This is a genomic window from Rhodococcus sp. T2V (assembly GCF_029269925.1).
GTDB classification, from domain to species: Bacteria; Actinomycetota; Actinomycetes; order Mycobacteriales; family Mycobacteriaceae; genus Rhodococcus_F; species Rhodococcus_F koreensis.
Map to the genome: position 1 here is coordinate 1 of NZ_JARJBD010000107.1, position 12,001 is coordinate 12,001.

The following is a 12,001-nucleotide window of genomic DNA, read 5'->3' on the forward strand; positions in this document are numbered from 1 at the left end:
CACCTGAGTGGACTCGTCGACCACCTCGACACCGAGACCGTGGTCCTCTCCGAACGCTTGATTGCGAGCCATGCTGCTCCTTGCCACACTGGGAAGATTGCCATCCGGGCCAGAACGCTCGGGGCACCAAATATGTGACACCGCACACGCACCTGAAGTCAAGACTCGCCAAAGTAGCCGACCCCTGAGATGTACGTCACATATGCTTTCTTTTTGTAGGGGTGGATCTGGCGCACTTTCCGTGATTCCGTTGCAGCACTGAACTATCAGACGCGCATGAGTATGTGCGGAGCAGGTCAAGGATTGCTCATCCGCAAATCTGCCGCTTGAGCATCTCAAGAGTTACGTGGAACCGGGTAGTGCGATGATCATGTTTCCTCGGCGCTGACCATCGAGCGGAGGAGATGCGCAGCAGCAGAGTCGTATTGGAGGAAAAGCAGTCGGTTTCAGAAGGGCAGGTGGAAGTAGCCGGTGACTTCGGAGTGAACGCGGACCGATGTCGGGTGGGTGCCTGGGCACGATCGACTTCTACCCTGGGGCTTGCCAAGTACCTGGAGACGCGCGAACAGGAGCGGGCAGATCTGCTCACGGCGAAGGCGGGCGCATGTCGGCGTCTAGCGCGGGAGTCGACTGGATGGCCCAGCCGCCGAGATGCGAACGTGGTGTCGTTCGACTCCGGCACGGGTCTGACTCAACGCCACCACCCAGCCGCGGCAAGTGCTGGTGCTGCTGTCCTACGGTCACTCCGCAAAGTATGATCTACGCGAGTCGAATCCGATTGGCCTGAACCGTTTCACACCCGGCTGACGCGGTGCCAGACATCGGCGCGGCGCCTCGGTTGACGATGCCGCGGTGGGCGCTCACCCCCGCCTTCGATGCCGCGCTCCGTCGTGAGGACCGCTCGCTGCGCACCGACGATCTAGCCTGGCCCACCGCGCCCTGCCGATCGGGGTGGCGAGGACGAAGTGCCGGTTCAAGCCGGTCGTACGGCAATTACGTACGGACATGCGCCGTATCGGGCTATCTCACGCATCGGGCAATGGCAGTCGTTGACGCTTCTGAGCCGGTCCCCCACTGTCAGCAAGTTTTCGGGCATGTGAGGGATTCCGCCGCCGTACAGTCCAGCGGACTCCAAATGGACTCACCGACGGCGATCGACTGTTTGAAGATCTGGGAAAAGACCGACTCGGGCGCACGGCGGACCGATCCAAGCTCGAGAAGGCCGTTGACGCGCTTCGCCCTAATAGGACAATCCGGTTTGAACCGTCCGAATATGCGTGCGGACCGACCATGGTGGGTTACCGCCACATACCGTCAGTCGGCAGGCCTGGGTGGTGAGCGCCCAATCGTCCTCCACATCTGCCCGAGCAGGACGTCGGCGCGTGCCGCAGTGTCGTCGACAATGCTCCCGACTGCGGTGCTTGAGAGCGAACGACGTTGTCACCCTGAGGGTCTACATCCGTCGCCGCAACCTAGCCAGAGGCGGGCGCAGACACTCTTGCCTCGACGCCCACCGGCTGACTCACCTCGGCGACTGAGTTGCTGTCGCTATCATCGCCAGGACGGAAGGAATCAGACCACCTGCGAGCCTTCAGAAGTGGTGGGCCCCGCCGTCAACTCCGAGGTGCTCGCTTGAGATAAACTTGGCTTCGTCAGATGCGAGGAAGGCAGCCACAGCGGCGATCTCGCCCGGCTGCGCATGAACCTGGTTCAGGAACGCCCTGCCCATCGCGCCCAGTCTCGGGTGTGTGCCCGCAGCCTTCCCCAGTGCCGCTACAGTGTTTTCATCCGCCATCGGAGTCGCGACGGAACCGGGATGGATACTATTTACTCGTATGTCGTGGCGTCCGAGTTCGGCAGCGAAGGCGCGGGTCATCCCGGTCACCGCGTGCTTGCTGGTGGTGTAAGCAACCATGAAAGGCTGAACCTTCTTTCCCGCGTATGAACTGATCAGAATGATCGATCCTCCTCCCGAATTGACTAAGTGATTCGCTGATGCCATCACCGTGTTCCAGACTCCCTTGACGTTGATGTCCATCGTCGCATCGAAAATGTCCGGGGTTTCCTCGTCCCATGTCACGGGGATGCAGATACCTGCGTTTGCCACGACTGCGTCCAGGCGTCCGAATGTCGCTACTGCCTCGTCAACCTTCTCCCGGAGCATAGCCAGATCACGGACGTCGGCCTGAGCGGTGATGATGCGGCGACCGTGCTTTTCCACCTCGTTCCGGGTCTCCTCAAGATCCTCCAGTGTGGCAGAAGCATATGGGACCCGAGCAGGCAGAGGCCCAGCAAGGTCGATGGCGATCACGTCAGCGCCCTCAGAAGCGAATCGCACGGCATGAGCCCGGCCTTGCCCGCGGGCCGCACCCGTCACCAATGCCACTTTTCCTGCCAACCTGCCTGCCATACGTAGGTACCTTTCACTTGATCTGAACGTTCACTGTTTCTAGTTCGAAGGTGCACGTGTCTACAGCGTCTCTTCTTCGAAGGTTCCACCGAGTTCATCAGGGCGGAAACACCAGGTCGCCGACACTGCTGAATATCGGCAGTCGGGTCACTCCTGCCCGATACAGCCGGGAGAAGCCATCATCGCGTTGTCGCTGGTGAGCGCAACCTACCCGCCGGGGGCCCGGCGCAGCCGCGACGCACCTTGTGATCGCCCTGTTCGACCACGTAACGCTGTAGTTCAGTAGCCGTCGATCAGCGTAGTGTCGAGCAACTGTTCTGTGCATATGGCCGGCCTCACGGGCGCAACCGCTTCTGAGCTCCGCTGGCGTAAACGGTTTCCCATCCTGGCTGCCGTTCAACACCGTCACCGCCCGAACGCACCAAACTCCATGTCTGGTCATCCGCGAGTGCACGAAGGGATATTTATCACCGCGCATTTCAGGGTCGAATCCGCGCCGGTTCGCGAAACAGGCCTCCTCTTTCGAGCCGTACGCCTCGGTTAACAGATCTACAAACCCGCTGTCTCGCCCGCTGGTTGAAGCTCCACCGCGCCGCTGCGCTATTCGCGGCACCGAGACGAGGTCGATCAACGGTGAACGACGCCCCGGGGTATGTCGACACAGAGTGCGCCGACGCCCGTGTCGTGTGTTGCGTCGCGACGACGTGGCCCGCCGACCCAACCAGACTGGAAGCTTACGCAGGCGTAACTCCTTGGCGAGTATCGCCGTACTGCCGGCGGTCTACGACCACAGGTGAAATCAGGTTCGAGTCCGCCGATCAGTCGGCTATCAGTGCGTCCCGCCCTTCGATTCCCTGGGGAAGTGACACGCAACGAAGTGTTCCGGCCCAACTTCTTTGAGCTGCGGCTCCTTCTCTGCGCATAAGGACGTGGCCGCCGGGCAGCGAGTACGGAATCGGCAACCTGACGGCGGCGACATGGGAGAAGGAAGGTCGACAGCCGCTGAGTTGTCCTGCGACCATTTAGGCGAATTCCCCATTCCATTGTCCGGCTGCGGAATCGAGTCCATCAGCAGTTTCGTATAGTGGTGCATCGGGCGCGCAAACAAGTCGTCTGGACCGCTCACCTCGCAGATCTTTCCCAGGTACATCACAACCACCCTGTCGCTGATGTTTTTGACCACGGCAAGGTCATGCGCGATGAAGATGAGCGTCAGTCCGTAACGCTCCTTCATGTCGTCAAGTAGATTGATGATCTGAGCTTGCACGGAGACATCCAGCGCCGACACCGGTTCGTCGCAGATGATCATCTTGGGGTCAAGGATGAGCGCTCGGGCGATACAGATCCGTTGGCACTGCCCGCCCGAGAACTGGCTCGGGCGACCGCTGCCGACGACCTCCGGTCGCAGCCCGACAGCCGTGATCACTTCGTCGACCTTCTCGGATACATGTCTTTTGTTGGTTCCCCAGACCCGAAGTCCCTCAGCCACCGCGTCCCTCACCTTGCGTCGTGGGTTGAGCGACGAGATGGGGTCTTGGAGGATCATCTGGAGATCGCGGCGGGTCCGACGCAACTCCTCCTCCCCCAGTTTTGTGAGATCGGTATCTCCGTATGTGACCGATCCAGATGTCGGCTTTGGTAGCTGGAGAATGGCTCTGCCCATGGTCGACTTGCCACAGCCGGACTCGCCGACCACGCCGACGGTTTCCCCCTTGAGGACGTCTAGGCTGATGTTCGAGACAGCGTGTACGACTTGGCCAGGTCCCGTGTTGAACTCGACGACGAGGTCTTCCACACGCAGCAGAACATCGCTCCTGTTCCGCAAATGCGCTTTTCCCGATCCTGCCATTATTCTGCTCCCGTCGTCAGATCAAGGCCCGCGGCGGTCTGGCCCGCCCGGAGGTTTGTTGCCATGGCCTGGTGGGAGCCTTCGCTACCCAGTGGAAAGAAGCACCGCGCCATGTGTTCCCGGTCGCCTGTTGGTCGCAGGCCAGGCGCCTCCTCTAGACAGGCAGCTTGCGCGGACCGGCAGCGTGGAGCGAATCGACAACCCCGGATGCCTCGAATCAGGTCTGGCGGCCATCCGTTGATCACCTCAAGCCTGGTGTGACTGGGCTGCTCAATCTTGGGAATCGAGTTGAGCAGCGCTCCCGTGTACGGATGCTGGACAGCTCCGAAGAGTTCGTTGGTGTCGGCCACCTCCACCAATTGGCCGGCATACATGACCGCGACTCGGTCGGTGTGCCCTGAGACAACGCCCAAGTCATGAGTGATCAGGATCATTGCCATGTCGAGTTCGGCTTGTAGACGAGTCAGTAGGTCCAGGATCTGCTTTTGGACTGTGACGTCGAGTGCGGTAGTCGGCTCGTCAGCGACCAGAAGCCGCGGCTTACAAGCAAGGGCAATCGCAATCATCACGCGCTGGCGCATCCCGCCGGACAGCTCGTGCGGATACTGCTCCATTCGCCTACGGGGCTCAGGGATCCTAACTTGATCAAGAAGCTCCAGGGCTCGTTCGGTCGCTTCGCCACTGTTCAGGCCGAGGTGGAACCTCATGGACTCCGTCAATTGAACACCGATCCGCTTAACCGGGTTGAGCGATGTCATTGGATCCTGAAACACCATCGCTATTTCCGTGCCCCAGAAGTGTCTGGATTCCCACCGGGACAAACGGTGCACATCTCGACCGTCGAACATCACCTTACTGTCTTCAGCCACTGTGGCGTTGGCTCCCAACAGATTCATGATCGATCGAACGAGGACGGACTTGCCCGACCCCGATTCACCGACGATACCGAGGGTCTCAGCGCGACCAAGGGCGAAGGACACGCCATCGACCGCGGTGAGATGGCCTCGCGGCGTATCGAATGTGGTCCGAAGGTTCTCCACCGTCAGCAGTGAATCGCGAATGCGCGTGGTTGTCATGGCTACCTCCTCCGTCACAGCCGACTGCTTCTTGGGTCCCAAAGTTGCCGAGCTCTCTCACCGACACGGTTGAGCGAGAACACGGTGAAGAACAGAGCGAGGCTTGGGATTAGCACGAGATGAGGGTTCTCCCTGATATCTTCTTGGCCGGCAGCGATCATGTTTCCCCACGTTGGCTCCGGTCGCGGAATGCTCAATCCGAGGAAGCTCAGAGAAGCCTCCGCAACGATTAGGGCTCCGACGACGATGAAGGCGTACGAGACCAGGGGAAGTGCAACGTTGGGAAGAATGTCCCGAAGGAGGATTCGTCGGTCTCTCACCCCGAGGACCCGCGCCGCGAGTACGAACTCGCGCTGGGCGAACGACATTGTGTTGGCACGGCTGATGCGGACGAAAAGCGGGACGCTCAGAACCGCCAGGACGAGTGTCATGTTTCGGACACTGGGAGTGAGGAAGGAAGCGAGCGCGAGCAACAGGATGAGCGGCGGAAACGCCAGTGTTGAGTCGACCACCAAACCTGCGGCGGTGTCGACTTTGCCGCGGAAGTAGCCGGCTGCCATGCCTAGGCCGCCACCGATGACCATGCCGGTTGCCGTGGCTCCGATAGAAACTACTAGTGAGACCCGCGCACCATGGACGATGCCGCCAAGGATGTCGAGGCCTTGACTGTCAGTACCTAACGGGTGAGCAGAAATGAGGTCCGGCCGCAGCAGGATCGGAGTGGTCAGAGTCTGCGAGATGTCTTTGTACTCGGAGAAAGGAATCCAGTTGGCCACGATCGCCGCCAGGACGATCGCACCAATCCACAAGGCAGACAGCCACAGGGCGAGGTCGAATCGCTCGCCGCGCCAATGACGGCCCAGGTTGCTCAGCCCGATGTAAAGCAAGGCCAGAGCGATGAAGCAGGCTGCGGTGCGTAGTCCCGCTTGTGCGGCGCCGACCATGCCCGTCCCGACAGCTAGGGCGACGAGGCCCGGTAGCAGTGTTCCGATCCCGATGACTAAGCGACGACTTGCTGGCCTAGGAGAGGGTACGGGACCGTCGACGTCGACCATCTCTCCGAGCGGGGCGAGAACCGGTCCGTCCGGGGCTGCGTCACCGATAGTGGCAACGAGATCGATCTTTGATTGATTGTCAGACACGGCCACGGCGCAACCTCGGGTCCAGGTAGGTGTAAGAAATGTCAACGACAGCGTTCAGGGCGACGTAACCCAAAGCGAGCACCAGAACGCCGCCGAGAACGACCGGGTAGTCCTTGCCGAGGATGGCCTGAACAAGCATCGAGCCCATCCCGGGGAGGTTGAAGATCGTCTCAATGATCACGGTGCCACCCAAGAGCCGTCCGAGAGCCACCCCTGCCACCGTGATCAGGGAGAAGGATGACGGCCTCAGCGCATCTCGGAACAGAACTCTGGGAGCGGGCATGCCCTTGGCCTTCGCCGATAGTACGAAGTCCTCCTTGAGTGTTTGTGTTAGGTCCCCGTACAGGACTTTCATCAAGACAGCGGCCTCTGTTAGAGCTAACGCGAGAGCGGGTAGAAACAGCGAATTCAGGTTCGCCACGATCCCGGCGTCGGATATGCGAGCGAATCCCTGACGGGGGAAGTCCGGCCATGCAACCGACAGGACCAGCGCGACGAGCGCCACCCCGGCCGCACCACCCAATCCGCCTGCCAGGTAACGCGTCCGCTTATTCCCGGGCGGATACTCCCGCGATATTCGTGTGGTACGTCGCGCTAGCCAGCCGACGACGCACACGAGCGCCCCAACGACGACAGGCTGTACCAGCTGTGGGTAGAAGACCAGCAGAAACACCAGGAAAATTGCCAGCACGAAACTCGGCAGAGAAATAAGGGCGAACGCGATGGTGCTTGCGATTCGGTCGAAGGAGCCACCGGCCCGGTAGGCGGAGGCCAACGCGACCGGGATCGCCAGAACCAGCGCGATGAGGATCGCCAGCACAGCAAGTTCGATTGTTACCGGGAGTCGCGTCTGGATCATTTCGGAGACGTTTAGTGTTGGCGGGACCAGCGAGTTCCCCAAGTCACCCCGGGCGAGACTCCCTAGCCAGTTGACGTAGCGTTCCAGAATTGGCTTGTCGAGCCCTAACTCACGCCGCACCTGTTCGTACTGCTCCGCTGTACCTTCTGCGCCGACGACGGTGCGCGCGGGATCGCCCGGCAACAGTTGCAGAAGAAAGTACGTTGCGGTGGTGACAATGAACATCACCAGTACCAAGCGCGCGGACTTCTTGGCAATTACGTGCATCGTTTGCGCTCCTCCGGTAACGCGGTGTGCTGCTGTACCCGCAGTGGGCTGGGTTTGTGAGCTCTTGTGGCTGAAGGGCTCGTGCTGCCAAGCGGTGCCCACCGGGCGCATCCTCTTATCGATCAGAATGTGTAGTGTCGATGGTTAGTTCGTGGTGTACGCCTTCTCGAACGACAAGCGTCCCTCTGGGCCCAATGCCAGACCGTGGACCTTGTTCGTGAAGCCCCTCTTCACGTTTTGGACCCAGAGGGGAACCGTGGGAGAGAGTTCGTTCCACCGCTGCTGAAGTTTGCCCATTGCAGCAGCCGTCTCGTCCGGGTTTTGAGCGAGGTACACCTCGTTAACCGCCTCATCGATCTGGGCATCATCGACATTCCAGTAGTTGCTGACCTTGTTGGTGCTCAAAAAGGTCGTCAGTGCGAGGAGCGGTGCGTCTTCACCGACCGCGTAGTTCATCGGCAATAGGTCGAACTCGCCCGCCAACTGCCGTTCGGTGAAGGCAGCAAAGGCTGCGGTTTCAACGTCGACTTGGAACCCGACTCTGTCCAGCATCGCCTCAACAACTAGCGCCATCTCCTGGTTTGTCCTATCGCTGACCAGGAAATTGACATGCACGTTGGCGCCGTCGCGCACAGCCTCGTCCACCAACTGCTTCGCCTTCTGGGGGTCGTACCCAAGGCCCTCCACGCCGCCCCAGATCTTCATCTCTGGGGCCGTGAAAGTGCTGGCCATGGTTGCGTCACCGCCGAACGCACGCTGGTTGATCTGGGTCGGATCCAATGCTGCCACCACTGCCTGGCGCAGCCTCACATCGCTGAATACCCGCCCTGGACGAGCGTTCATCCCCAAGCCGGTACCGGCCCGCTCATAATTCAGCGTGTTGACGCCCTTGAGTTCACTCAGATCCGCGGAGACTGTGGGGTCATCGAACACCGTCACGACGTCCGTCTCGCCCTTCTGGAACGCCTCGAGTTTGGCTTTCGCGCCGGGAACGGAGATGAATCGCAGGGTGCCGTTGCAGACTGGACCGCCCCAATAGTCGGTCTTGGCCCTCATCACGACCTCCTCGTTCGGCGCGAACTTCACCGGCTCGTAAGGACCTACACCGGCGCCCACCGGGTTTCTCGCAAAGCCATCTCCGGAAGCCTCGACCACTTTCTGGTTCACCACCATTCCCGGCAAGCTGGACAGAATCCACGGGAACCCGGCCCAGGGTCGGTTCAGGACGAAGTCCACGGTGAGGTCGTCGACCACTTTCACTAACTCGACGGGGGCCAGGTAGGCCTTGGTCGGCGACGTAGCTGTCGCCCACCGCCCGATGGAGTACTCCACGTCCTTGCTGGTCAGCGGATCACCATTTCCGAACTTGATCCCGGGGCGAAGTTTCATACTCCACTCAGTGAAATCGCCGTTCGGGGTCAAGGACTCTGCTACGAACGGCTCGTACAGACCTGTGGAGAAGTCGTATCGTGTCAGCGTGTCGTAGACCACCGACGCCTCCTCGACGCCCTGAAACGTCCCGACAGTCGTCGTTGGATCCAGCGACGCCGTCGGGACCCGAGTGTCTACCGTCAACGTGCTGGCGGGATCCACCCTGTCCACGGTGCACACATCGTTGGGGTCGTACTCATACGCATTCGCAGTACCACCCGGCTCCCCTCCGACCCCGGAGCAGGCGACGACCGTGACCAGAGGCAGCGCCGCCAACCACGCCAAACGTCCGCGTGCGCTCGTGCGCCAACCCTTCATTCGAGAACTCACTGTTCTTGCCTTTCATGTTCAGCAACACGCGTCGCTGCGGCATCTTCCGCGCTGGCACCACTGGAAGCGATCGCAGCGGGCGGGGGCGACGAACCACTCCCGCTGGCTGGCATCAACAGTGCGTGCCCGGCCGCGGCAGATGGCCGATGCCTTCTCCGCACGAGACCGATCACACGCACTCCCTGAATTCGACGGCTCGCGTGCACTATGGCCCGCGTCACATCCAGCTGGAATGCGACTCTAACAGTATTGGTCTCACCTGTCATCAAACGATCACCACACAGCTTCTACACGCACGATCTGACGCCAAACGACAGGGCATGCAACGACGCCGTCGGGAAGTGCCGAACGCTTTTGCTGTGTACTCCACGATTATTCGGCACGTATTCTCACCCTGTTCTCCACTTACCCCTGCAACACGGAGCGCAGCGCAGGCGACTTTGCGCTCAGCACATGAGTGAGTCAATGCAACGATCAGTCTCACCGATGACCTCGTCCGACGTACTCGTGACCTTCTCCGGTCCACGTGCGTAGTGCGACTCGAAGGGAGCGCCACGCACAGTCATCGTCCGCAAACGTGAAATCGGACAGTCCCTCGCGCATCCACATCCTTCGACCGAGAGCACCGAACGCACGCTCGCTGTCGGCATCGGCGCGCACACGCCCACTCACACCGCGACACCCTTGACAGCCGCCAACGCCGACTCAATCAATGCCTCACCGCGGCGCGCACACAGCCGACCGCCAAGCCGAGACATGTCCCGAACGACACCGGACCCAAGCCTGGATCCACCGATTTGGTGTCGGGGTGGGTGAGCCGAAACGGCGAGATGCCCTTGCGTGCTGAGAAAATTGGACTTCTCACAGAACCAGTTCGATCGACACGAAGGGCATCTCTAGGGTGCTACTAGCCCATACCCGCCCGGTAACGGCCGCGGCGTTCGATGACCGCAACCTGCTCGCATCGGAGGGACTGGTTCCGGCGCACGGGCTGGCACACCTGTGTGGCTTGGAAGCCTTCTCGAACGAGTATGTGTCGATGCCACCGACACGGGGGCAACTGGGGCCGGAGCGTGTCCGCACTGGTGGCAACATAGTCGACGGCGCCGATGTCTCGGTCACGGTGCGGATGACCGCGACGGTGAAATCGGCGATCGCCGCGATCGACGAGGATACGTGGTCCCCTATCGAGTACACCGATGCCGTCTACGACGAGCAGACCGGCCGATGGATCTCCCGCGCTGAGGTCGCCGAGATCGACTTCACCGCGGTCACCCGCCACGCCTCCGAACGGACACCGGGCCGGTTGGTGGTGCGCCGCATCCCTCACCTCGCTCCCCAGGCCGGGGACGGGCAGGGCGCGTTGTTCGACACCTGGCGGTTCCATGCGTTCTTCCCCACCACCCACCCGGCCGTCCTGGACACCGTGGCCGCGGACAAGGTCCACCGCGGGCACGCGATCATCGAGCAGGTCCACACCGACCCGAAGATCTCCGCGCTTGCGCACCTGCCGCCGGGACGGTTCGCCGCCAACAGTGCCTGGCTGGCACTCGCGGTGATGGCGTTCAACCTCACCCCCGCCACTGTTGTCCGTCGCCGAACGTGCCGATGATGGCGTCACTGTCGATGCCGATGCTGCGGATATGAGAAGCGCCCTTCCCGCAGTTGCGGGGAGGGCCTTCATCGGCCTGTTGACGGCATCGTCGGCGCGGTGACGTCGCGCGATCAGTGACTCAGTCGTGGCCACTTTCGGTGATGGTCACCCGTGCGGACTTCTCGTCGACGATGGACACTTTCGCGGCGAACGCCGCCGTCAATGCCTGCACCGCCAGGTTGTTCACCGCCCGCGGATACCCCCGCGCCGCATTGTGAATCAGGGTGACCGCATCATCGGAGAACAACGGATCCGTCCGGCCGGCGATCTTGCAATGATGGGTGATGTAGTCCGCCGAATCCGGCGGACTCATCCCAGCCAGCGCGTAACGCACCGCGATCCGCTGATCCAACGCGGCGAGCACTCCGAGCCGCAGTCGGTGCCGCAACGTCGGCTACCCGACCAAAAGTGCCGCGAACGGCGACCCAGAATCCATGTCGTGGTTGGTCAGCATCGCCGATCGCTTCCATCTGTGCATTGTCGAGCAGATGCGCCTCGTCGATTTTACCGACCGCAGACGCACGGATACGCCCTTTACCTGCGAGTATGCGTAGTTTACATGTTCGCTACCTTGATCACTGGGATCGACGACGTGTTGGTGGCGAGAATGCCGGACGGTTTGACGATCTTGCCGAAGATTTCGTACTTCAGCGACTCGATCTCGGGGGCAGCTTCGATGACCAGGTCGCGGTCTGCGAACTCCTCGATGTCCAGGGTGAGGCGTACGCCGGCGACCGCGGCGGAGGCCTCCTCCTGGGTGCTCTTGCCTTGGCGACAGCACGGGAGACGGACGACGTGATGCGCTGCTGCGCGGCGTCGGCGTACTCCTGTTTGGCCTCGAGCACCAGGACGCTGCTCCCGGCCTTCGCGCACACCTCGGCGATGCCTGCACCCATGGTGCCGCCACCGATCACTCCGATCAGCTCCACAGTCGTATCTCCAACTTGGTCATGCAGGCGTATGGCGTAATGGATTACTCGGTG

Annotated in this window: 6 protein-coding genes and 3 pseudogenes; 1 reads left to right on the forward strand and 8 read right to left on the reverse strand. The window is 61.3% G+C overall.

The features are described 5' to 3' along the window. Nucleotides 1–1,591 precede the first annotated feature (1,591 nt). The 6 genes from P3H15_RS45685 to P3H15_RS45710 form a co-directional block, all read right to left on the reverse strand. Nucleotides 1,592–2,410: a mycofactocin-coupled SDR family oxidoreductase gene (locus P3H15_RS45685; RefSeq protein ID WP_276143359.1), complete on the reverse strand. Its 819-nt coding sequence runs from the start codon at nucleotides 2,408–2,410 to the stop codon at nucleotides 1,592–1,594. Nucleotides 2,411–3,239: 829 nt separating this feature from the next. Then, nucleotides 3,240–4,259: an ABC transporter ATP-binding protein gene (locus P3H15_RS45690; protein WP_276143360.1), complete on the reverse strand. Its 1,020-nt coding sequence runs from the start codon at nucleotides 4,257–4,259 to the stop codon at nucleotides 3,240–3,242. Continuing rightward, the gene (locus P3H15_RS45695) at nucleotides 4,259–5,335 is read right to left on the reverse strand and encodes an ABC transporter ATP-binding protein (protein WP_276143361.1); all 1,077 of its coding nucleotides are present in this window, start codon (nucleotides 5,333–5,335) and stop codon (nucleotides 4,259–4,261) included. The genes P3H15_RS45690 and P3H15_RS45695 overlap by 1 nt, the downstream gene beginning before the upstream one ends. A gap of 14 nt (nucleotides 5,336–5,349) precedes the next feature. Continuing rightward, a complete protein-coding gene (locus P3H15_RS45700) occupies nucleotides 5,350–6,483 on the reverse strand; it encodes an ABC transporter permease (protein ID WP_276143362.1) in 1,134 nt (377 codons plus the stop codon). Next, complete coding sequence (locus tag P3H15_RS45705; protein WP_276143363.1) at nucleotides 6,470–7,603, reverse strand: ABC transporter permease; 1,134 nt, start codon at nucleotides 7,601–7,603, stop codon at nucleotides 6,470–6,472. The genes P3H15_RS45700 and P3H15_RS45705 overlap by 14 nt, the downstream gene beginning before the upstream one ends. A 144-nt stretch (nucleotides 7,604–7,747) precedes the next feature. Next, nucleotides 7,748–9,196: an ABC transporter substrate-binding protein gene (locus P3H15_RS45710; protein WP_276143364.1), complete on the reverse strand. Its 1,449-nt coding sequence runs from the start codon at nucleotides 9,194–9,196 to the stop codon at nucleotides 7,748–7,750. 1,270 nt (nucleotides 9,197–10,466) lie between these two features. On the opposite strand from P3H15_RS45710, the pseudogene P3H15_RS45715 reads away from it, so the two are divergent. Then, nucleotides 10,467–10,946, forward strand: a pseudogene (locus P3H15_RS45715) (IS1380 family transposase); the annotation flags it as partial. 151 nt (nucleotides 10,947–11,097) lie between these two features. Here P3H15_RS45715 and P3H15_RS45720 read toward each other — a convergent pair. Then, nucleotides 11,098–11,521 (reverse strand): annotated as a pseudogene (locus P3H15_RS45720) (ExeA family protein); the annotation flags it as partial. 61 nt (nucleotides 11,522–11,582) lie between these two features. Beyond that, a pseudogene (locus tag P3H15_RS45725) lies at nucleotides 11,583–11,947 on the reverse strand (3-hydroxyacyl-CoA dehydrogenase NAD-binding domain-containing protein); the annotation flags it as partial. Nucleotides 11,948–12,001 lie beyond the last annotated feature (54 nt).

Excerpts from the sequence above, each read along its gene's own strand:
- P3H15_RS45685 (WP_276143359.1), bottom strand. The coding sequence starts at position 2,410 with ATGGCAGGCAGGTTGGCAGGAAAAGTGGCATTGGTGACGGGTGCGGCC.
- P3H15_RS45690 (WP_276143360.1), bottom strand. The coding sequence starts at position 4,259 with ATGGCAGGATCGGGAAAAGCGCATTTGCGGAACAGGAGCGATGTTCTG.
- P3H15_RS45695 (WP_276143361.1), bottom strand. The coding sequence starts at position 5,335 with ATGACAACCACGCGCATTCGCGATTCACTGCTGACGGTGGAGAACCTT.
- P3H15_RS45705 (WP_276143363.1), bottom strand. The coding sequence starts at position 7,603 with ATGCACGTAATTGCCAAGAAGTCCGCGCGCTTGGTACTGGTGATGTTC.